Below are 19551 nucleotides of genomic sequence, written 5' to 3' on the forward strand. Positions count from 1 at the left end.
GATAGACTCTAAAAGGTGATTTAATGGATTATAGTGACATAGTCAAATTTCACGGTCATTCCTGTGCAGGGACAGCCCTTGGATACAAGGTTGGAAAGATCGTGGCAGATAGGTTTGGAAGATCAGAGGATGAGGAGATAGTCGCGGTTGTTGAGAACGACAGCTGCAGCATAGACTCCATCCAGTTTATGACAGGATGCACATTCGGTAAGGGAAACCTGATATTCAGGGACCATGGAAAACATGTCTACACGTTCCTGAACAGAAAAACAGGGGAGGGAATAAGGATATCCCTTAAAAAGACCATTGATGAACTCATGGATGAACTGGGAGCTGCTGACAGGGCTGAAATGACAGACAGGATACTTGAAATGGACCCCCATGAACTCTTTGATGTCACCGATGTGGTGGAGGAGATTCCAGAGAAGGCGAGGATCTATGGATCGGTGAGATGCGCTGAATGCGGAGAACCGGTTTCGGAGCACAGGGCAAGAATAAAGAATGGTGAAATAGTCTGCATCCCATGTTTCAGGGCCTAAAATTTTATTTTTTATCATTAGGTTATATTCAGTTCACCAGATGATCATCCAGATAAAAACGTTAAATTGATTACCTGGTCTCAGCATTGGCTTCCCAGAAATTAAATGTTTACTGGGGGAGGGCGCTGTTTAGAATGCTTCCTGTTTGCATGAGGATCAGTGAGAGGAAAAATGACCCTGCTGTGAACAGCAATGTCCAGGAATTTAATGGAAAACTTCTAAGAGCCTGCAGCAGGACAAGGATTGTATAACAGGATACTGCTGATATTATCATGTTGGTCTTTTCTTCAGCAGGCTTACTGAAGCGTGCGATAACGAGTCCCGTGAAGATGGCGAATGCCAGGCCCAGAAGGAAACCTGAATTTCTGCTCAGCATCCAGGGAAAAAGGAGCAATATAACCCCAGCCATGAGTACATATGCACGTCGCACTAGATCACCACCTACCAATGGGTAGGGAGGCCCCATTATGATGCAAATCTATAACCCTCGTGACGGTACCAGACCATTTAGCTTTCACTGTAATCCTGGAACCCATCGAAATCTAACCCCCAAATATCTCCACAATGAAGCCACCCTTCTACCTCAACAATTGATATAAGTTAGGGCTTAGCATCCCAAAAAGGTACTCTATGTTTCTTTGTTTTTACTGTTGGTTCTTGGGAGGGTTTTCAGTTGGGGTGTGTTGATCAGGAGTGTTGTCAGTAATATGATGGCAACATACCAGTTTAAGGTGTTTAGCGCTGGTTGAAGTACCAGTATGATGTAGAGGAGGAGTGCTGTTAGGACCGTTTCAACAAAAATTTTAAGCTGCCCTTTGTGCTGGTTTGAAGTTCTATAGCCATAGAGGGAGAGCATGGTAAGCATCAAGAGAAAAACCATGAATTCTGAGGCTCCATGGACATCAAACACATAGAGGAATGAAATTACCATCAAAACCGTGAATAGGCCTAAAAACCTTCTTTCATCAAATGACATTTATAAAACCTCCTGAATAAGGAGGAATGGCGGTACTTTAATACCACCACCCACAATGTGTACGACGCCTTTCTGCAGGTTCAAAGATGAGATAAAGGGCACCCGCTTTGCCCCAGGGACCCCCGTACACTGTCCCGGCAAACCATATAATAAACCTTCCACCAGTTAAACTCCTCACCATGCCATTCACCCCTCATCTTCAACCGATACTTTCAGTTTTTTGCTTGCTGTATTTTAATGATGCTTTTTTCTCAATCTTTTGAATCAGTTACTGGTTTGATTATGGTTAACACTGTAAAGGCGATATATGCGGTGGCGGTTACTGTAATCGCGACGCATGTGGTGCCCACAACATTTTTGTTGATGGGTGTTTTTGTGAGGATGGCGTTTGTTAAACCTATGAGGTTGAATCCCAGTGTGAACAGGGCGCTGATTAGTAGTGTCCCGGTAAAGTCATGGTCATAGCGTCCACCAGGGTCTCTGATAACCCCCTTCAAACCAGTCGTGGACAGTATAGCAATGACATCTAAAAATGAGAATATAGCTGCTGAATCAATAGGGTTTCCTGGGACAGTATAGAAGAATGTGGTCAGCTACCCCTGCAGCCGCCCTGATAGAACTATAGCCGCAGTTAGCAAAAACCGCCAGTAACGTTAATATAAACCTTTTATATTTCATAGCTTTTCTCCTCTTTTAAAAAATAATTGGTTACTGTTGTATTAACTAGTGAATGTTGGAGTGTTTTGTGTTCCATGTGTTTGATGTTATCAGCTGTTTATTTTCTCAATGTAGACGACTTTTATCATGGGGAGTTCTTTATTTTTGAGTTCAGGTGTGGTTGTGTCCTCTGCAGGGTAGAAGTATTCACCATATGCTTTTATATGGTCCCCCTTTTTTATTGGGGTTGTTCCGGCGTAGCTTAGGAGTATGTAGTCTGGTGTGGTGTTGATCTTGAGGGCAATGAAGGTTTCCTGTGGTTTGACACCGTATGATTCCCCCTTTTTATACACTGTTCCATCAACCCAGACCTTCTGACCGTTGAGGGCGTATGGATTCTCCCTTGAAGTGGAAAGGTCAAGTGCACGGCACTCCTCCTTATATTTCACGGCTTCAGCGCCTGTTAAGGGTTTAGCGAGATCATTTCCACTGGATGGAAGTGGAATACCTGCTATAAGAAGCTCACTCACTCCGTAACCCACAAAAAAGCCAGCAAGCAGACCAAGAATCAGAAAATGCCTTCTATCCATACTTTTCACCTCTTAATGGCTATGACTCTTAGTTCATAGTGCGGATCATAGACTCTGTACCAGCCCCATACTTCTCTGTAAAGTGGAAAAGTTCCAAATATTGTATGTATACCCCCTACAACCTCTTTGTGCCACCCACAGACCCACCGATATTCTATACGCACGTATACTTTCCTGTATTCCGTGTAGCTTGTGTGATATCTTCCTTTTATGTTTTCAATTTCTTCTGGCGATGGTTCTTCTGTGGTGTTTTCTGAGAGGTTATCTCCTGTTCCGTCCGCTGATGTGTTGTTTCCACTTATAAGTAGTGCCATACCACTGTATTCATCTTTAAATTCTTCAAGTGGTCTTGATATCTTCCCGAGGCTGGGGTCTGCCAGTGAAACTGTCTCATTATCCACATCTCTTATGACACTGTAATGACCGTCCATGTAGACTATCATCCCAGGTTTCAGGTTTTCTACAGAAACCCTCTTTGCGACTGCATTCACGCCTTTGGCCTTTGCTGCTTTGATGAGTCCCTGCATTGTTGTTCCGTCTTCTGTGGTTTCGGCGAGGTCTGCGAGCTCATCTTCGGTTGTGTTTATTCCAAGGTTCTGGAGTAGTGTGGCGAGTGCTGCCGGTCCGCAGGTGTAGTTCCTGGTCTGCAGGACCACGCCGGTGTTATCTGCTGTGATGTTATCGTCTATGGTGAACTCTGCTGGATCCGTGAAGTTCCCTTCAGGGTTATCTGCTGTGGATAGTTCCATGGGATCGGTGGGGTTGCTGCTGTTATCCTGCGGGGTTTCTGCGGCTGCGGCAGCGTTAAAGGATACTGCGAGTGTGAGGAGGATCAGCAAACCCCAAAGACACGACTTTCTCATCCATTATCACCACCATAAATTGATAATAAATCTATAAGAAAAACTCATATATATATTACGGTTCACTTTTAATGTATTATTCACGTTGATGGGAAAGGATTCTTCTGGGGGGTTGCTTTCGTGTCACCTGGTGATCATCGGGGTCATTGGTTTTTTTCTGGTTTGTTTTCGGGAACCCTGTATATCCCCCTTTTTTTCTGGTACAGGTTTGGGGATACTGTTAATTGGTGGATATGGGCGAGGGTGTTGATGATTTATTTAATTTATTTTTTCATCCCCTCTTTTGGGGTTCTTTTGTGTTTGAGGGGTTCTGGGATGATGTTGATTATTCCGGCTGGGAGAATGGCTGACCATAGGCTCTCTATTGTGCCTTTGGTTAAACTGATATCCATGAGTGTTGAATAGGTGATACCTGTGATGTTGATGATGGCAAGGGATAGGAGACATGGTGGCCAGTTCTCCCCCCACCATGCCTTCAGGAGACTTAGCAGGAGTAGATTGAGCAGCAGGTAAAAGAGGGCTGTGTTCAGCCGCTGATAGATGAGTTGAAAGAGTCCGCTTGCCGGAATGCCCCCTGAGAATAGGATTAGGAGTGTTGATATGAGAACAATCACCATTCCAGCCATACTTACAAAATAACTCTTCTCTGATTTCATTAAAACCCACCATTTATCTATTTTTTTATCTGTCGAGATGGTACCTGTGAACCCACCGGTATGCCTGGGGGATCCTCTTAAACCCGGGGTTGATATTATCGCCATACCACTGAATCAGACCATAGACCGTATAATAGGCCCAGAAGACCCTTCCTAAAATACCACCCACAAACTGCCAGCATTTACCTTTGATGTTCTGCATTTCCTCGGTGCTTGATGTTCTGATGTTTTTCTGTGTTGCTGGTTGTCTGGATCTTCTTCTTAGGTTTTCGGGGCTGGTTTTTCCACCGGGCTGTCCGATTATTTAGGAATTATATAACACTGAAACCCTTATATATTTATTAAATTAATATAGAATACGGTGATTATATGATATTAAAAAATTTTAAGAGAGAATCATTAATACCACTTCGGTGGCATTCATATCAACCGTGAGTGGTGAAGGTATAAGGAATATAGCCCCCTATTCATGTCTGATGCCCATTCTCAGGCCATTTGACCTTATCTGTGTGGCATCAGCTAAGATGAGGGATACATATGTGAACATAATGGAGACAGAGGAGTTTGTTATAAATCTGCCAGGTGCAGACATGGTTGAGAAAGTAATCCCCACAGCATCCCATGTTCCCCCAGAGATTGATGAATTTGAACTGGCTGGTCTTGAAGAGAAACCATCAGCAAAGGTGACAGTGCCGGGAATCAGGGGATGCTATGCATGGATGGAATGCGAACTTCACAGAATTTATGAGGATACCTACATGGAGGTACCATATCTACTGATAGTAGGTAAGGTTGTGCATCTGGAGGTCGATGATCGTATATACAACAGGAATGATGGTTCATGGGATACAGAAGCAGCCAGACCATTGATGATGGTAGAATCGGATAGGGGGATGCATTTCTGCACAGTAACGGATCTTAAATATTTTGAACCTTATGGTGCAATGTTCCCCGATGGGAAGGATCCCCTTTCATGGATGTATAAGGAGGAAAGTCCATGAAGACATTTGAAGAAATGGATAAACCCCGCGTGCAGAAAATGCCAGGATTTAATGGTGAGAGACCCATTGAAGGGGGGTGATAAAGGACCTCGTGACATTTTCAGATGAAAGGGGGTTTCTTATAGAGCTAATGCGTCTGGATGATCATGGAATGAAAGCGGCGGATATAAAACAGATAATAGCATCTTACTCATATCCGGGGATGGTTAAAGGGTGGCACATACATTCCAGGCAACAAGATCGCCTGATCTGTGTGCATGGAATGGTTAAACTGGCTCTATGACTACCGCAGGGATTCACCCACCTATGGTATAATAAATGAAATCTTTATGGGCGAAAGATACCCAAGAGCTGTTTACATACCTCCCGGGATATTTCATGGAACAAAGAATATTGGTACAGATATTGCTGTGGTCATAGGCATGCCGTCCCTTCTATATGATCCTGAAAACGTTGATGAAAGACGGCTGGACCCTAATGATAATGACTTGATACCCTATGAATGGGGCTGTAAAATGGAATAGACGACCTTATGAGTTTATAATTAACAGGTATAAATTCAGAACCAGATGAAATACGGACCCGGGGGGATTTGAACCCCCGACCTTGGGATCCGAAGTCCCACGTCATATTCCAGGCTAGACTACGGGCCCTACAGACACTTCTCTATTTAAACTTAACCATTTAAATATTTTCTCATAGCCGTACACCACCACAGATTTATAGAGGGTACCCTTTAGATATACATAAAGTTTCAGGAATATTATGGGCCAGTGGCGATTGAAATGCTTGCAAAGAGGATAATACCATGTCTTGACTGCGACCTCCAGGTGCCTCATGGCAGGGTCGTGAAGGGCGTTGAATTCAAGAGGATAAGATATGCGGGGGACCCTGTGGAACTTGCAACCCGCTACTACGAGGATGGTGCCGATGAGATAGTCTTCCTTGACATAACAGCATCCCATGAGAGAAGGGAGACCATGACCCATGTGATAGAGGCAACCACCGAGAACGTCTTCGTGCCCATATGTGTGGGGGGAGGCATAAGGAAACCAGAGGACTACGTTAAGATGCTGAAGGCCGGCGCAGATAAGTGCTCAACAAACACGGCGGCAATAAAAAACCCTGAACTCATCAGTGAGGCATCAAAACTCGTGGGGTCCCAGGCATGTGTCGTTGCAATAGATGCCAAGAGGAGATACATTGAAAACCCCCGGGAATCAGATGAGAGGTTCATAATAGAAGTTGATGACGGCTACTGCTGGTACGAGTGCAGCATATACGGTGGAAGGGAGTTCACAGGGATAGACGCTATAAACTGGGCAATGGAGTGCCAGGAGATGGGGGCAGGGGAGATACTCCTCACATCCATGGACCGCGACGGCACAAAGGAGGGCTATGACATTCCACTCACAAGGACCATGAGCGAGAACCTGGACATACCTGTCATAGCATCAGGGGGGGTGGGAAACCCCCAGCACATATACGAGGCCTTCACAGATGGAAAGGCAGACGCGGCCCTCGCTGCAAGCATATTCCACTTCAACGAGTATCCGGTCCCCGCTGTGAAGGAGTACCTTCATTCAAGGGGTATCCCGGTCAGGCTACAGGAAAAACGGGGTTAAACTATACATGGATATACCTGTAAGGGAATTCGACCTTGAACTGACCCAGGAGAGCGGCCAGACATCCCAGCCACCATGGAAAAGGGTTGACGGCGCCTTCAGGGAGCTCCTCATAATCGGGGGAGTGCCCTGCCCTGTGGAGGTGAGGGCTGGGGATGAAGTCCTCAGGGTGAACCCCTACTCTGATGTCCCCAGAAAACCTTTAAAGAAGAAGATAGAGTACATATTCGACCTTAAATTTGAAATTGAAGATTTATACAGTTTTCTTGAGGATAAAGGGCTCTCAGACACCATTCAATCATCAAGGGGGCTGAGGCTATTCCTTGCAAAGGATCCATTTGAGTGCATAATCTCATCCATAGCCTCTGCCAACTGCTCCATTAAGAGATGGACGAGGGCAGTGGATGACATCAAAAGGGGGTGGGGTGACTGCCACCTATTCAGGGGGGAGCGGTTCTACACCTTCCCATCCCCTGCCACCCTTGCAGGGGTTGAGGAGGAATCACTTGAGGACCTTCAGAGGCGCGAGGATAAACTACCCGATGATTTCAGGTTCACTGACCTCAGGTCATGTGGGGTGGGCTACAGGGCCCCATACATAAGGGAGACCTCAAGGATACTCTCTGAGGAACTTGATATCAGCACAATCCACAGGATGGACTACCCGGATGCCCTGGAGGTCCTCCTTGAACTGCCAGGGGTCGGGCCGAAGGTGGCTGACTGCATACTCCTTTATGGGTTCAGGAAGACCGAGGCCTTCCCTGTTGATGTGTGGGTGAGGAGGATAATGAACCACCTGTACCCTGATAGAAACTTCAGTGCCAGGGAGATTGCCGAATTTGCAGCCCGCGAGTACGGTGAAATGGCTGGTTACGTTCAGCTCTACCTCTTCAACCATGCAAGGAGGTCAGGGCTACTTGAAAAACTCAGGGGCTAAGGATAAAGGGCAACCTGTGCCAGGGGCCTTTAAGATGAAGGATGTTATTGATGAATTCAGGAGGACCGCAGGGAAATCTTTCAGGAAACTCAGAAGGGTCCTGGATGAAAAATACTGCTGGAAGTGCCCTCAGCGGTCAACAAGGGACAGAATAGGCTGCAGGGAGGTTGAGGCATGGATGCGTCTCAGATCGGCCCTTGAGGAGGAACTTACAGAACAGGTGAAGGGACTCGGCGAGAACTATCATGAAGGTGTACTCTTAAGGATCAGGGATAAGACTGAGAAGCCCACCATTAAGATAATCAGGGATAAGGGGGGATACATAATCATCAGGGATAGCACCTCTGGCCTCAGGATGGGCCATGAGGTCATGGTTGGCTCCAGGATCCTCAGGGTTGAGGGACTGGATGGCGCCGCTGTCATAACTGATGGGGGAAGGTACCCCCTTTATGAGGTGAGGGGCAGGGTCCTTGACAGGGTTCGACCCGGGCACCCATTCTACAGTTATATAAGGTCACTGGAGGGTTAGGATGAATGATCTGAGGGAAAAACTTGAATCTGTTTCGTCTGTTAAGGAAGCCTCTGATATTGTCTTTGATGAAATAAAAATGAGAACAGGAAGCAGGTACTGCTATGTTGCCTACGTTGACCCTGAAAATGGTGACAGTGTGGGTATAAGGTTCTCCCACCTGACCGATTACTGCAGTTACTATGAGGAGATGGGCGAGGCAAGGTTCAGGCTCCCGAAAAACGGGAGTTACGGGGGCCTACTCGGGTACTCCCTTGATACAGGGGAGTCATTCTTCACCAACAACCCGGCAGGACACCCCGCGGCCCATGGGATACCCGAGGGACACATAAAGGTTTCAAGGTTCCTATCTCTGGCAGTGAAGGATGATGAGGGGATTCTCGGGCAGATAGTGGCAGCGGATCCCCCTGAAAATTACAATGAGGGTCACCTCAGGGTGGCTGAGAAGATCGCAGAGGCCTACGCTGGGGTCCTTAGAAGGTTCTACCGTGGCGAGATACCCCTCAGATAGAACCCTCTAGGGAATCTTCACTCTTCGTAGACCCTGACCTGATGTCCTAATCCTAATCCTCAATGAAATCGAAAAGGGAATTTTATTCGTCGTAGACCCTGACCTTCAGCATCCGGTCGCCCCTCTCTATTGATTCAACAACATCCATGCCCTTCACAACCCGCCCAAAGACGGTGTGAACCCCATCAAGGTGAGGCTGGGGGGAGAGTGTTATGAAGAACTGACTACCACCGGTGTCCCTCCCTGCATGGGCCATTGAAAGGGCCCCCTTCACGTGTTTATTGGGATTTATCTCACACTTTATGGTGTAACCTGGCCCACCGGTACCATCACCCACCGGGCAGCCACCCTGAATCACAAAGTCAGGTATTACCCGGTGGAATGTGAGTCCATCATAGAAGCCTGTGTTTGCAAGTTTCTCAAAATTGGCAACTGTATTAGGTGCATCCTCAGGGAAGAGGATGAGCTCTATTTCTCCTTTAACGGTTTCAATAACAGCCCTTTTCATTTAACCACCATAACATACATATTTATTATCCATTTAGGTTCAAGATTAATATAAGTCCACCACATGTTTCGGTGATATCATGGATTCAGAGGAAGTAATTGAACTTGAAAAAAAATTTATCATGCAGACCTACACTCGGCAGCCCATTGTGCTCTCCCATGGCAAGGGCGCCACTGTATGGGATATTGATGGTAACTCCTACATTGACTGCTTTGCTGGTGTTGCTGTTAACAGCATTGGACATGCCCACCCAAAGGTTGCCCTTGCAATCTGTCACCAGGCCCAGAGGCTCATCCACTCATCCAACATATACTATACCAGGGAGCAGGCGGAACTTGCAAAGCTCCTCACAGGAATATCCTCCCATGACAGGGTTTTCTTTGCAAACAGCGGTGCTGAGGCAAATGAGGGGGCCATAAAACTTGCAAGAAAGTTCACAGGAAAATCCGAGATAATAGCCGCGGAGAACTCCTTCCATGGAAGGACCCTTGCAACTGTAACCGCCACGGGACAGAAGAAGTACAGCGAACCATTCAGGCCACTGCCAGAGGGATTCAAACACGTCCCCTACGGTGACCTGGGGGCAATGGCAGATGCCATAGGCGATGACACGGCAGCCATAATACTTGAACCCGTGCAGGGCGAGGGCGGGGTTATCGTCCCCCCTGAAGGCTACCTCAGGGACGTGGGGGAACTTGCAAGGCAGAACGATGTTCTCCTCATACTCGATGAGGTGCAGACGGGGTTTGGAAGGACCGGGGCCATGTTCGCATCGGAGCTGTTTGATGTGCGACCTGACATCACCACGGTTGCAAAGGCAATGGGTGGAGGATACCCCATAGGCGCCGTGCTTGCAGATGAAAGGGTTGCATCGGCATTCAAACCAGGGGACCACGGATCAACATTCGGGGGGAACCCTCTGGGGTGTGCAGCTGCCATAGCAACCATTGAGGTTTTGCTGGATGAGAAGCTCCCTGAGAGGGCGGCCAAGATGGGTTCCTATTTCATGGCAAGGCTCAGGCAGGTTCTGCAGGGCTGTGATTCTGTGAGGGACATCCGTGGCGTGGGCCTCATGATCGGAATAGAACTTGACGGCGACTGCAGCAGGGTCGTTGACGAGGCAAGGGAGATGGGCGTGCTTATAAACTGCACTGCAGGTAACGTGATAAGGCTGGTTCCTCCACTTGTCATAAAGAAGGAGGAGATAGACGCAGCGGTCGATGTCCTCGGACAGGTCATCTCCTAGTTTCAGTAAGATTCATGGTTTAAGGGGTGTCATCGAGGTCTGGGGTGCTCAAAAAGCCATGGATTTTTATTTTTAAATTCGCAAAGCCAGGGTGAAAAGTCCATTTCACCACCCCTGAACCAGCACCAGTCCTCGTGTTCGCTGCTGATTTTCGGAACACCCCCTTTAAATTCAGTGGAGAAGATAATGTTGACAGATACCTTCTCCGGGAAAACCTGCTCAAATGCACCCAGAACATGCACAGGTCTGATTTCAAGACCTGTCTCCTCATGGACTTCCCGTGATAGTGCCTCATCCAGTGTTTCACCACCATCAGGTTTTCCACCGGGAAGCTCCCACAGTGAGGGGTTTGTTGCCGAATCACGGGATCTTTTCAGAATGAGAACACCATCATCACCCCTTATAAGGGCCCTAACGACCGGTATGAATGGTTTCATATTTTCACATCCCACGAACTTTTATTAGTCAGTTGAATGAAAGATTTGATTGATTCATTAATTAATCTGGGAGGATCATCCATTATGTTTTCTGATATTGAGGTTAACGATAAGGGACACCTTGTGATTGGGGGTGCCGATGCAGTGGAACTGGCAGATGAATACGGCACCCCCCTCTATGTCATCGATGAGATGAGAATAAGGGAAAATTACAGGAGGCTCCACAGGGCATTCTCCAGGAACTATTCAGATTTCCAGGTATTCTACGCCTGCAAGGCCAACACCAACCTCGCGGTCATGAGGATACTGGAGGAGGAGGGCAGTGGAATCGATGCCGTGTCTCCAGGGGAGATCTACACCGCCCTCATGGCAGGCTTTGACCCTGAAAGGATCCTTTACACAGGCAACAATGTGATGGATGATGAGCTGCAGTTTGCACTTGAAGCGGGTGTGAGGATCAATATTGATTCAAGGTCACAGCTTCTGAGGCTGGCGGAGATGGCTCCTGAGGGACTTGAGGTATCGTTCAGGGTCAACCCCCTTGTGGGTGCAGGCCACCATGAGCACTGCATCACCGGAGGGGAGATGAGCAAGTTCGGTATCATGGAAAGCGAGGCCCAGGAGGTCTACAGTCTCGCACTTGACCTTGGTCTTAAACCGGTGGGTATACATGCCCATATAGGGTCAGGGATACTTGACCCGGAGCCCTTCATGCTGGCAGTTGAGTCCCTGATGGATATCGCGGGAAGGGTCCATGGGGAGACAGGGATAGAATTTGAATTCATAGACTTCGGTGGGGGTCTCGGCATACCCTACACTCCCGATGAGGAGCCACTGGACATCGATGAATTCGCATCACAGATAACGGGCCTCTTCAAGGATAAACTATCTGATTATGGACTTGGAAAGCCTGTGATGTGCCTTGAACCTGGAAGGTACATAGTTGGGGATGCATCATATCTCCTAACACGCGTTAACACAATAAAGGAGAGCTACAGGAAATTCGCAGGGGTTGACGCGGGCTTCAACACACTGCTGAGGCCTGCCATGTATGGCTCCTACCACCACATCCTGGTTGCAGACAGGCCCCTTGCCGGGCCCTCAGAAAAGATAGACATAGCAGGGAATGTCTGTGAATCAGGGGACCTATTTGCAAGGGACAGACCCCTGCCTCAGGTCAGTGAGGGCGACATCCTTGCCATCATGAATGCAGGTGCCTACTCCTTCTCAATGGCCTCCCAGTACAACTCCCGACCACGACCGGCCGAGGTGCTTGTAAGGGATGGTGACGCCGAGGTTGTAAGGAGGAGGGAGACATTCGCTGATCTACTGGCAGGGCAGATTGTACCTGCAAGGCTCCTTAAGAGGTAGATAGAATGACAAGGATGATAATGTTCTCCAAGATGCATGGACTTGGAAATGACTATGTGGTCATAGATGAGAGCACACAGGAATGCATACCCGAGGATAAAAAGCCCGAATTCGTCAGGGAAGTCTGCACCAGGGGATTCTCTGTGGGGGCCGATGGCGCCATATTTGTTCAGCCAGCAGCTGGTGATGGGGATATAAGGTTCAGGATATTCAACGCCGATGGAAGCGAGGCAGAGATGTGCGGTAACGGAATAAGGTGCTTCTCAAAGTTTGTATACGACAATGCCATTGTGAGAAAGAGAAAACTTGATGTTGAAACCCTTGCAGGCATCAAAACCGTGGAGCTCGAGATTGGGGATGATGGTTCAGTGGTCTCCTCAAGGGTTGATATGGGCACAGCAACATTCAAGACAGACCAGATACCCATGGATGTGGGGGAATGCGAGTTCATAGACCGTTTCCTCCCGGTTGAGGGAGAGGATATCAAACTCACAGCCCTGAGCGTCGGAAACCCCCATGCGGTGATATTCGTGGATGATGCCGAATCGGTGGACCTGGAGCGGCTTGGCCCCGCAATAGAAAACCACCCCCTCTTCCCTGAGAGGATCAACGTGCACTTTGTTGAGGTGGTTGATCCATCTGAGATCATCATGGTAACCTGGGAGAGGGGCGCCGGGCCCACAATGGCCTGTGGAACAGGGGCCACTGCCAGTGTTATTGCAGGGGTTAAACTTGAAAAACTGGATGACAGCGTCCTGGTGCATCTACCTGGGGGTGAACTTAAAATAGACGTCTACCAGGAGGGTACAGAGCTGGGGGCCTACATGGAGGGTGATGCGGTCCTCGTGTTCGACGGGATACTCATAAGGGATCCCTAGCTTTCATAATGGCCCTTATGAGGACTATCTCCTCAAAGAAGTACCTTTCACTCGCGGTAACCTCTGCATCAAAACCCAGACTCTGGAGCCTTTCAAGTGTCCTCCGGGTGTCTGAGAGTGAGGATTGAACGAGCTGGATTCTTCCACCGGGCTTGAGGTGTTCGGCCACATCATCCAGGAAGCGGTCTATAACCCTCCTCCCGTCGGGCCCCCCATTCCAGGCAAGGTCTATGGGGCCATCTGTGAGATCCTCCTCCCCCACAGGGAGGTAGGGGGTGTTGAAGAGTATAACATCGAATTTCTCACCCCTCACAGGATCAAAGAGGTCACCCTGGAGTACCCTTAACCTGGAACCATTCAGGGCAGCGTTTTTTCTGGCACATTCAACTGCAGCAGGGTTTATATCTGTTGCAGTCACATCAGCCTTCTCTGAGGCATTTATGGCAACCAGCCCTGTACCGGTGCCTATTTCAAGGACCCTTTCACCCTCTGCAACATCAAGGTTGTCTGCAAGGAGGAAGGTGTCCTCTGCGGGTTCATATACGTCCCTGCATGTTTCAATTTTCAGATCACCGTACCTTATCATTTCAACCATCCTCATCAAGGAGGAATATATCCTCGATGTGCTCCACCCCGAGGGCCCTTGTGATCCTGTGGGCGAGGATGAGGGAGGGGTTGTAGCGACCCCTCTCAAGGGCTATTATGGTCTGCCTTGTAACCCCCACCATCTCTGCCAGTTCCTCCTGGGTCAGTCCAAGCCTATTTCTGTATTCCCTTATCAGGGTTTTCAATTTTCCCTCTCCAGGCGATAGTTTGTCACTGATTTGGCGATAACCCCTGCAACCAGTGCAATCACCGGGACTGGATCCACGTAGGGGTCACCCTTAAGGGAACTTGAGATGAGCTGGATGAATATTCCCACCACAAGGACCGGCATCATGGCCCAGGCCGCGTTTCTCTCGGCTACTGCCTCGTGGATGTATTCCCTTTCATCCCTCCTGACCTTCCACATAACATCAAACATGTCAAGGAAGAGGAATACCAGCCATGCTGCTGTCACATATATTCTTGCCATGGTGCTGAGGGGCAGGAGCTGGACCGCTACAAGGATTAGAAGCACAGATGCCAGGTATGCAGCGCCCTGCCAGGTTTTAACTGAAACTCCCCAGCCACCATACTTTCTTCTTCCAAACCATTCGGGTCTTGCTATTATCAAAACAACCACCATGTAAAAAATAGTTTACATAATATTTATATTTTTCTATTATGGCGCACTTCAGATGGGGCCCTGGTGCTCATGAGGACGCTGAGAGTTCCTCCATGCGTTCTGCTATTTCAAGTATCTCCTCTGGCTTCAGCTGAAAGACCCTCTTCTCAAGTATTTCAGATGGAAGAACATCCAGAACCTCACTGAAGTCCAGGTCGGCCTTTATCTCGTGGAACGACTCCCTGAGTGACTTGGAGGTTTTTTTCTTTCTGTGCTGAAAGAGGGCACGGCACACATCCTCAAAAAGGGCTGGGGGCCTGAACCCCGTGGGTCTTACGGTCACGACTGCAGAGTCAACACGGGGCCTCGGGAAAAAACAGCCCGGTTTGAGGTAATCAACTATCTGGACCTCTGCAAGGAAGTGCAGCATTACAGAGAGCCTTGAGTAGTCCCGTGTACCCGGCTCTGCAACCATCCTTGCAGCAAACTCCTTCTGGTACATGAGGACCCCTAACTCGAATTCATGCCTCAGAAGCCTGAAGGTTACAGGGGATGATATCTGGTATGGCAGGTTGGATACCACCTTGTTGAACTCTGGAAAACCCACCTTTAGGGCGTCGCCAACAATGATATCCACGTTGTCCCCTTTTATTCTATCGGCAAGGATCCCTGCGATGAAGGGGTCACTTTCGATTGCGGTGACACCTGCAAGTTCTGCCATGGGGAGTGTCAGTGTACCTATGCCGGCCCCTATCTCCAGGACATGATCATCGGGCCCCAGATTGGCATATCCCAGTATGCGCTGCCTCTTGCCGTCATCAACAAGGTAATTCTGCCCCAGACTCCTTCTGAGCCTGACACCGTACTTCCTCAGAACGTCCCTTGTCTCTCTGTAGAGTCCCGTCATAAAATAAATTGGTTATTGGGTTAAAATCAGTCCCTCTTCTTCTGGGGAGGTCTTGTGAATATTGTGTACTTCCTTTTTCCCCGCTTGGCGCCCTCAACGTCCAGTTCCATGAGGACCCTCCTGACGATGAGTTTAACAGGGTCTGATAGCATCGGGACCCTGTTCTTTATGTCCTCAAAACTCTCAAAGGGCTTTTCCTCACGGGCCTTCAGGATATCCCACATATGCTTTTTACCGATTCCTGGAAGAAGTTCAAGCTGGTGAAGCCTGGTGCTTATGGGGCCCGCCTCATTGAAGAAACGCACGAACCTGTCCTCGTTGGACTTTATTATTTCCTCAATGACGTAGGGCAGTTCAACCCTGGCTGTGGCTGTGAGTTCATTGTGCCGGAGTCTCCTGTTGATCCTGGCTATCTTATCCCTTTTACCCTTACCTATGTAGACCTCCTCATGAATCTCAAGGTCAACATCTGGCCTGGGTGTTAATTCAAGGAGGGTGAACTCATCCTTTCCCAGAGCCTGGGCAACAGGCCTCTTCTTGAATGTACCGAAACCTTCACTCACGTAGCCAAGTGGAAGGTAATCCAGTATGATAGCGTACTCTTCCATGAAATCACATACTCTAATTTTTCAGGTCAGATATTATTTTTATTCGACCCGGTATTTATCTATTACCTCGAGTATGCCTGGCAGGTCCTCTGCCTTTATGGGGACCCTTTCCTTGGCAAAGATTAAACGGAGGTCAGATAGGTCCACAGGCATGATATCTGCGATCTTGACAGCATGCCTCCTCTTTATGTTTGGGATACCAATCAGTTCCTCAATGAGACTCCTGCTGGTTTCAGGGTCAAGCCTTGAAAAGCGGGTTACATGGTCAAGGACAAGGTTCTGCTCGTAGGTGAGCTCATGTTCTTCCCCGAATTTTTCAAGTATCTCCTTAACCTCTGCCATTGAAACAGGTTCACTTTCCAGAACCTTTTTCCCTATCATGGGAATCACTCTTGCATCTGAAGGTGCTCTGGCCTCACCACAAGCTGTTTCTCCTTGTTACCATCCCTTATGGTAACAACATATGATCTGCCCATCATACCGGCAACACGGCCTGTTTTACCATGGAAGCGGGGGTGGGGCTGGCCCCGGTGGATGCTTGGATCTATTATTATGTGTACAAGGTCACCCTCACTGAAGCTCTGGATCTTCCTTGTTATCGGGTTTGATCTTCCAGGTCTTTTAACCTTCTGAAGCTTGTGTCTTGTTTTACTTCTGAAACCTCTTGATCTTCTCATTTTTTAACCTCCATAAAAAGCCTGTGATGGCTTGTAACAGTCATTGAAACCTTACAAGAATCAGACATCTAAACTTATAAGTTCTGTATTTAACATTTCCATAAATATATATTTTTCCTCAGGTCAGGGGATCTCTCAAGTTGAAGGGGGAGATCATCATCAGGCTTGTCTTCAGGGTCAGATGAAGCTTCATGCGGGCTCCCCGACCTCAAGGACATCAAGGCTGGCGCACCTTGCAGGTACACCCAGGATGCTGCTCACACTGGGTTCTGTACGGCCCGAGTCCCCTGAGATCAGTTCCTTTATGTACAGTCCACCCTCAGCCTTTATTATAAGTTCCAGGTGATCGTCAAGGCGTTTCCAGGATATTTCAAGGACCCTGCGTTCCCTGATCCTGTCAGCCCTTCTGTGTGAAACCCTCAACGGGGTCCGCTGCCTTATCAGGTCAAGTTTCTCAAGCTTTACCAGGTCCTCATCAGACACGGCACCCTCGAGTTCAACAATGGCACGGTAGACCTTGTACTTTTTCCTTGATGACTCCTTGAGTTCCACCTTCCGGTTCCTTGAGGAGAACCTCAGATCAGCCACCTCAACCATGCCCCTCGCTCTTCTGTTTATCTCATCCTCCAGTGCCCTTAGATCCGGTGTGCGGATTGCCGGCTCCTTAATCTCCAGCACAAAGGGTCTTCCGGTTCCAAGCATCCGCACATCCACATCCTCCCTGCCAGAGCCATGGAACTTACTGTCACTTCCCCCTGTCGCCTCGAGGACAGGTTCTGATATGAGTTCCTCCACGGATGTGGGGTACATTTTACCGGTATAATCGCACCTGCTGCACCCCCTCCCGCGGCAGCTCCTGCAGGGCCATTTTGTCTGGGGTATACCACGGACAAGTTTACGGTATCGTCCCTCAATGAAGATGGGGTTTATCTGAACATGGACCCTTATTTGCCCCCTGAGATCAACAGTTATTACAAGGTCAGGTGATTCAAAGTCCGCAGGGCATCGGAGGATGGAGGTGACCCTCTTGCCGAGTTCACGGTTCACCTCTCTTTTGATACCCTCCACCTGGATTCCAAGGCGCCTGTCTATCTCTTCATCAATTCTGAGCACATCATCAGGGAGCCTTGTACCCACGAGTACCGATGAGTACTCCAGGTTTAGGTCATCCACCTTCTCCCTGACCCTCAGGGCAGCCTCATCGAGCCTCTCAAACACATCGCCACATACCAGGCAGGGGCCTTCCAGATGGAGTGAAAATTTTTCAACAAGCCTTTCACCCCTCAGGCGGTTTCCAGGACCCTCCATGACGTCAGAAAAACGTCTTCCAAGGCAGTGGGGACATATTTTAGAGTCTGTGATATCCAAGATGGCATCAAGTCTTTCCTGAACGTCCATTTTAATTCTCCTGGTTTAAATCAGATCTACCTCATGAACTGCCTCATCAGCTGACCCATTGGGCCACCCATCTTCCTTCTGCCAAGGCCCTTCATGGCCTTCCTGGTGACCCTGTAGTACTTTAAAAGTTCCTTGACGTCCTCGTTCCGGGTACCTGACCCCCTTGATATCCTTCTGATCCTGGATTGCTTGATTATGTCGGGTTTTTCCAGTTCCTCCTCTGTCATGGAGTCCATTATGATAAGGTACTTCCTTATGGTCTCCTCGGTCATCTTTGTGGCGTCCTTGGGGAGTTTCCCGACACCCGGGAGCATATTCATGACCTGCTGCAGGGGCCCCATCTTGCCCATCATCTCAAACTGGACCCTCATATCCTTCAGTGTGAACTTCCCGGATAGTATGGCGTCGAGGGATTCCTCAGCAAGTTCCTCATCTGAGACCTCCTCAACCTTTTCAAGGAGGCTCTTGAGGTCCCCCATTCCAAGAAGTCTTGATATGAACCTTTCAGGGTCGAATACCTCAAGGTCATCTATTCGCTCCCCGGTACCTATGAACCTGATGGGGGCACCAATCTCTGCAACCGCTGAGAGTGCACCTCCACCCTTGGCTGACCCATCAAGCTTTGTAACGATTATTGACCCGATATCTGTGGCCTCCCTGAATGCAAGGGCCTGTTCCCTTGCCTGCTGGCCGATTGTCCCATCGATTACGAGTATGGCCTCATGGGGTTTAATGACGGCCGAAAGTTCCTCCATCTCCCTGAGGAGGTCCTTCTCCTCCTTGTGCCTTCCTGCGGTGTCGAATATGATAACATCCTTTTTCTGAAACCTTTCAAGCCCCTTCTCTGCAAGGTCAAGGGCGTCTTTGTTTTCAGGGTCCCCATAGACACTGATATCCTGGCCCTCTGTGTACTGCTTCAGCTGTTCAAAGGCCGCGGGTCTCCAGGTGTCTGTACAGACCACACCCACGGTGAAACCCTTCTTACGAAGGTACCTTGCAAGTTTACCGATGGTTGTTGTTTTACCGCTTCCCTGAAGCCCCAGGAAGAGTATCCTGTAGGGTTTCTCCTCTATCTTTAATTCATGGGACCTTTCACCAAGGAGCTTAACCATCTCCTCGTAGACTATGCTTATGATGTGCTCCTTGGGTGTTATCCCCTTTGGGGGCTCCTCGTTAAGAGCCCGCTCCTCTATTGATTTTGAAAGGTTGAATACAAGTTTTATGTTAACGTCAGACTGGATCAGGGCCCTCTGTATATCCTTAATGACTTCCTTCACGACCTCCTCATCAACTATGGTCATCCCTGCCAGTTTTTTCATAGTTTTACTGAGACTCCTGCCCAGATTTCCAAGCATAGTTTCACCTGCAGTGATCAGTAATCATTAACTATTGTTGGGGCCAACTTATATATTAAGATCCTTTATAAAGCG

At 48.5% G+C, this 19551-nt stretch carries 27 protein-coding genes and 1 tRNA gene; 11 read left to right on the plus strand and 17 right to left on the minus strand.

All coding sequences use genetic code 11. The features are described 5' to 3' along the window. The first annotated feature begins 23 nt into the window (after positions 1-23). Positions 24-539 (plus strand): FmdE family protein, encoded by a 516-nt coding sequence (locus FVF72_RS04835; protein WP_013296514.1) that lies wholly within the window; start codon positions 24-26, stop codon positions 537-539. Positions 540-1167: 628 nt separating this feature from the next. Here FVF72_RS04835 and FVF72_RS04845 read toward each other — a convergent pair. From FVF72_RS04845 to FVF72_RS04865, 5 genes are all read right to left on the minus strand, one after another. Continuing rightward, a complete protein-coding gene (locus FVF72_RS04845; RefSeq protein ID WP_147671351.1) occupies positions 1168-1515 on the minus strand; it encodes a hypothetical protein in 348 nt (115 codons plus the stop codon). Between the two features lie 251 nt (positions 1516-1766). Next, complete coding sequence (locus FVF72_RS09415) at positions 1767-2012, minus strand: hypothetical protein (RefSeq protein WP_255503634.1); 246 nt, start codon at positions 2010-2012, stop codon at positions 1767-1769. Positions 2013-2282: 270 nt separating this feature from the next. Next, entirely contained in the window at positions 2283-2762 is a 480-nt protein-coding gene (locus FVF72_RS04855; RefSeq protein WP_147671352.1) for a hypothetical protein, read from the minus strand. Positions 2763-2767: 5 nt separating this feature from the next. Beyond that, the gene (locus FVF72_RS04860) at positions 2768-3625 is read right to left on the minus strand and encodes a C39 family peptidase (protein WP_147671353.1); all 858 of its coding nucleotides are present in this window, start codon (positions 3623-3625) and stop codon (positions 2768-2770) included. Between the two features lie 263 nt (positions 3626-3888). Then, the gene (locus FVF72_RS04865) at positions 3889-4281 is read right to left on the minus strand and encodes a hypothetical protein (protein ID WP_013296507.1); all 393 of its coding nucleotides are present in this window, start codon (positions 4279-4281) and stop codon (positions 3889-3891) included. Positions 4282-4694: 413 nt separating this feature from the next. Here FVF72_RS04865 and FVF72_RS04870 point away from each other — a divergent pair, with 413 nt between their 5' ends. The 3 genes from FVF72_RS04870 to FVF72_RS09315 all read left to right on the plus strand — a co-directional run bounded on the left by FVF72_RS04870 (position 4695) and on the right by FVF72_RS09315 (position 5806). Then, entirely contained in the window at positions 4695-5282 is a 588-nt protein-coding gene (locus tag FVF72_RS04870) for a flavin reductase family protein (protein WP_013296506.1), read from the plus strand. Positions 5283-5412: 130 nt separating this feature from the next. Next, complete coding sequence (locus tag FVF72_RS09520; RefSeq protein ID WP_370511839.1) at positions 5413-5565, plus strand: hypothetical protein; 153 nt, start codon at positions 5413-5415, stop codon at positions 5563-5565. Next, the gene (locus FVF72_RS09315; protein ID WP_013296504.1) at positions 5540-5806 is read left to right on the plus strand and encodes a dTDP-4-dehydrorhamnose 3,5-epimerase family protein; all 267 of its coding nucleotides are present in this window, start codon (positions 5540-5542) and stop codon (positions 5804-5806) included. The genes FVF72_RS09520 and FVF72_RS09315 overlap by 26 nt, the downstream gene beginning before the upstream one ends. Before the next feature lie 53 nt (positions 5807-5859). Here FVF72_RS09315 and FVF72_RS04880 read toward each other — a convergent pair. Then, a tRNA-Arg gene (locus FVF72_RS04880) sits at positions 5860-5935 on the minus strand. 132 nt (positions 5936-6067) lie between these two features. On the opposite strand from FVF72_RS04880, the gene hisF reads away from it, so the two are divergent. From hisF to FVF72_RS04900, 4 genes are read left to right on the plus strand one after another with little or no spacing between them, the layout of a single operon-like run. After that, positions 6068-6907 carry an imidazole glycerol phosphate synthase subunit HisF gene (gene hisF, locus FVF72_RS04885; RefSeq protein WP_013296503.1) on the plus strand — a complete coding sequence of 280 codons (840 nt, stop codon included), beginning with the start codon at positions 6068-6070 and terminating at the stop codon, positions 6905-6907. Between the two features lie 7 nt (positions 6908-6914). Beyond that, positions 6915-7844, plus strand: a complete 930-nt coding sequence (locus tag FVF72_RS04890; RefSeq protein WP_147671354.1) for a DNA glycosylase — start codon at positions 6915-6917, stop codon at positions 7842-7844. Positions 7845-7878: 34 nt separating this feature from the next. Next, a complete protein-coding gene (locus tag FVF72_RS04895; protein ID WP_147671355.1) occupies positions 7879-8373 on the plus strand; it encodes a hypothetical protein in 495 nt (164 codons plus the stop codon). 1 nt (position 8374) lies between these two features. Continuing rightward, positions 8375-8884: a GAF domain-containing protein gene (locus tag FVF72_RS04900; RefSeq protein WP_147671356.1), complete on the plus strand. Its 510-nt coding sequence runs from the start codon at positions 8375-8377 to the stop codon at positions 8882-8884. An 82-nt stretch (positions 8885-8966) separates the two neighbouring features. Here the strand turns inward: FVF72_RS04900 and FVF72_RS04905 are convergent, their stop codons facing one another. Next, positions 8967-9392 (minus strand): peptidylprolyl isomerase, encoded by a 426-nt coding sequence (locus FVF72_RS04905; RefSeq protein ID WP_013296499.1) that lies wholly within the window; start codon positions 9390-9392, stop codon positions 8967-8969. Positions 9393-9471: 79 nt separating this feature from the next. On the opposite strand from FVF72_RS04905, the gene FVF72_RS04910 reads away from it, so the two are divergent. Further along, a complete protein-coding gene (locus FVF72_RS04910) occupies positions 9472-10638 on the plus strand; it encodes an acetylornithine transaminase (protein ID WP_147671357.1) in 1167 nt (388 codons plus the stop codon). Positions 10639-10667: 29 nt separating this feature from the next. On the opposite strand, the gene FVF72_RS04915 is transcribed toward FVF72_RS04910, so the two are convergent. Beyond that, positions 10668-11075, minus strand: a complete 408-nt coding sequence (locus FVF72_RS04915) for an NUDIX domain-containing protein (protein ID WP_147671358.1) — start codon at positions 11073-11075, stop codon at positions 10668-10670. An 84-nt stretch (positions 11076-11159) separates the two neighbouring features. Between FVF72_RS04915 and lysA the strand changes: the two genes are divergently transcribed. Both lysA and dapF read left to right on the plus strand, forming a co-directional pair. Beyond that, positions 11160-12446 carry a diaminopimelate decarboxylase gene (gene lysA, locus FVF72_RS04920; protein WP_147671359.1) on the plus strand — a complete coding sequence of 429 codons (1287 nt, stop codon included), beginning with the start codon at positions 11160-11162 and terminating at the stop codon, positions 12444-12446. A 5-nt stretch (positions 12447-12451) separates the two neighbouring features. Then, positions 12452-13324, plus strand: a complete 873-nt coding sequence (gene dapF, locus FVF72_RS04925) for a diaminopimelate epimerase (protein WP_147671360.1) — start codon at positions 12452-12454, stop codon at positions 13322-13324. Here dapF and FVF72_RS04930 read toward each other — a convergent pair. The 9 genes from FVF72_RS04930 to FVF72_RS04970 all read right to left on the minus strand — a co-directional run bounded on the left by FVF72_RS04930 (position 13308) and on the right by FVF72_RS04970 (position 19476). Beyond that, complete coding sequence (locus FVF72_RS04930) at positions 13308-13925, minus strand: HemK2/MTQ2 family protein methyltransferase (RefSeq protein WP_255503635.1); 618 nt, start codon at positions 13923-13925, stop codon at positions 13308-13310. The two genes, dapF and FVF72_RS04930, sit on opposite strands and share 17 nt — an antisense overlap. Continuing rightward, complete coding sequence (locus FVF72_RS04935) at positions 13912-14115, minus strand: helix-turn-helix transcriptional regulator (protein WP_147671361.1); 204 nt, start codon at positions 14113-14115, stop codon at positions 13912-13914. The genes FVF72_RS04930 and FVF72_RS04935 overlap by 14 nt, the downstream gene beginning before the upstream one ends. Then, on the minus strand, positions 14112-14552 hold the full coding sequence (locus FVF72_RS04940) for a hypothetical protein (protein WP_147671362.1): 441 nt from the start codon (positions 14550-14552) through the stop codon (positions 14112-14114). Before FVF72_RS04940 ends, FVF72_RS04935 begins: the two co-directional genes overlap by 4 nt. A gap of 67 nt (positions 14553-14619) precedes the next feature. Then, on the minus strand, positions 14620-15438 hold the full coding sequence (gene rsmA, locus FVF72_RS04945; RefSeq protein ID WP_147671363.1) for a 16S rRNA (adenine(1518)-N(6)/adenine(1519)-N(6))-dimethyltransferase RsmA: 819 nt from the start codon (positions 15436-15438) through the stop codon (positions 14620-14622). Positions 15439-15464: 26 nt separating this feature from the next. Continuing rightward, complete coding sequence (locus tag FVF72_RS04950; protein WP_147671364.1) at positions 15465-16046, minus strand: DUF655 domain-containing protein; 582 nt, start codon at positions 16044-16046, stop codon at positions 15465-15467. 39 nt (positions 16047-16085) lie between these two features. After that, positions 16086-16427, minus strand: coding sequence for an RNA polymerase Rpb4 family protein (locus tag FVF72_RS04955; RefSeq protein WP_147671365.1), 342 nt, complete (start codon positions 16425-16427; stop codon positions 16086-16088). A 5-nt stretch (positions 16428-16432) separates the two neighbouring features. Further along, complete coding sequence (locus FVF72_RS04960; protein ID WP_147671366.1) at positions 16433-16723, minus strand: 50S ribosomal protein L21e; 291 nt, start codon at positions 16721-16723, stop codon at positions 16433-16435. Between the two features lie 189 nt (positions 16724-16912). After that, entirely contained in the window at positions 16913-18121 is a 1209-nt protein-coding gene (locus tag FVF72_RS04965; protein ID WP_013296487.1) for a tRNA pseudouridine(54/55) synthase Pus10, read from the minus strand. A 26-nt stretch (positions 18122-18147) separates the two neighbouring features. Then, entirely contained in the window at positions 18148-19476 is a 1329-nt protein-coding gene (locus FVF72_RS04970; protein ID WP_013296486.1) for a signal recognition particle protein Srp54, read from the minus strand. Positions 19477-19551: the final 75 nt, after the last annotated feature.

The organism is Methanothermobacter sp. KEPCO-1 (assembly GCF_008033705.1).
In the GTDB taxonomy this organism is placed as follows: domain Archaea; phylum Methanobacteriota; class Methanobacteria; order Methanobacteriales; family Methanothermobacteraceae; genus Methanothermobacter; species Methanothermobacter marburgensis.

Coding starts and splice junctions, on each gene's coding strand:
- FVF72_RS04960 (WP_147671366.1), bottom strand. CDS start 16,723: ATGAGAAGATCAAGAGGTTTCAGAAGTAAAACAAGACACAAGCTTCAG.
- FVF72_RS04890 (WP_147671354.1), top strand. CDS start 6,915: ATGGATATACCTGTAAGGGAATTCGACCTTGAACTGACCCAGGAGAGC.
- FVF72_RS04855 (WP_147671352.1), bottom strand. CDS start 2,762: ATGGATAGAAGGCATTTTCTGATTCTTGGTCTGCTTGCTGGCTTTTTT.
- FVF72_RS04835 (WP_013296514.1), top strand. CDS start 24: ATGGATTATAGTGACATAGTCAAATTTCACGGTCATTCCTGTGCAGGG.
- FVF72_RS04940 (WP_147671362.1), bottom strand. CDS start 14,552: ATGGTGGTTGTTTTGATAATAGCAAGACCCGAATGGTTTGGAAGAAGA.
- FVF72_RS04845 (WP_147671351.1), bottom strand. CDS start 1,515: ATGTCATTTGATGAAAGAAGGTTTTTAGGCCTATTCACGGTTTTGATG.
- FVF72_RS04930 (WP_255503635.1), bottom strand. CDS start 13,925: ATGAGGATGGTTGAAATGATAAGGTACGGTGATCTGAAAATTGAAACA.
- FVF72_RS04895 (WP_147671355.1), top strand. CDS start 7,879: ATGAAGGATGTTATTGATGAATTCAGGAGGACCGCAGGGAAATCTTTC.
- FVF72_RS04910 (WP_147671357.1), top strand. CDS start 9,472: ATGGATTCAGAGGAAGTAATTGAACTTGAAAAAAAATTTATCATGCAG.
- dapF (WP_147671360.1), top strand. CDS start 12,452: ATGACAAGGATGATAATGTTCTCCAAGATGCATGGACTTGGAAATGAC.
- FVF72_RS04955 (WP_147671365.1), bottom strand. CDS start 16,427: ATGATAGGGAAAAAGGTTCTGGAAAGTGAACCTGTTTCAATGGCAGAG.
- FVF72_RS04970 (WP_013296486.1), bottom strand. CDS start 19,476: ATGCTTGGAAATCTGGGCAGGAGTCTCAGTAAAACTATGAAAAAACTG.
- FVF72_RS04915 (WP_147671358.1), bottom strand. CDS start 11,075: ATGAAACCATTCATACCGGTCGTTAGGGCCCTTATAAGGGGTGATGAT.
- FVF72_RS09520 (WP_370511839.1), top strand. CDS start 5,413: ATGCGTCTGGATGATCATGGAATGAAAGCGGCGGATATAAAACAGATA.
- FVF72_RS04865 (WP_013296507.1), bottom strand. CDS start 4,281: ATGAAATCAGAGAAGAGTTATTTTGTAAGTATGGCTGGAATGGTGATT.
- lysA (WP_147671359.1), top strand. CDS start 11,160: ATGTTTTCTGATATTGAGGTTAACGATAAGGGACACCTTGTGATTGGG.
- FVF72_RS04860 (WP_147671353.1), bottom strand. CDS start 3,625: ATGAGAAAGTCGTGTCTTTGGGGTTTGCTGATCCTCCTCACACTCGCA.
- FVF72_RS04900 (WP_147671356.1), top strand. CDS start 8,375: ATGAATGATCTGAGGGAAAAACTTGAATCTGTTTCGTCTGTTAAGGAA.
- FVF72_RS04905 (WP_013296499.1), bottom strand. CDS start 9,392: ATGAAAAGGGCTGTTATTGAAACCGTTAAAGGAGAAATAGAGCTCATC.
- rsmA (WP_147671363.1), bottom strand. CDS start 15,438: ATGACGGGACTCTACAGAGAGACAAGGGACGTTCTGAGGAAGTACGGT.
- FVF72_RS04950 (WP_147671364.1), bottom strand. CDS start 16,046: ATGGAAGAGTACGCTATCATACTGGATTACCTTCCACTTGGCTACGTG.
- FVF72_RS09315 (WP_013296504.1), top strand. CDS start 5,540: ATGGAATGGTTAAACTGGCTCTATGACTACCGCAGGGATTCACCCACC.
- FVF72_RS04965 (WP_013296487.1), bottom strand. CDS start 18,121: ATGGACGTTCAGGAAAGACTTGATGCCATCTTGGATATCACAGACTCT.
- hisF (WP_013296503.1), top strand. CDS start 6,068: ATGCTTGCAAAGAGGATAATACCATGTCTTGACTGCGACCTCCAGGTG.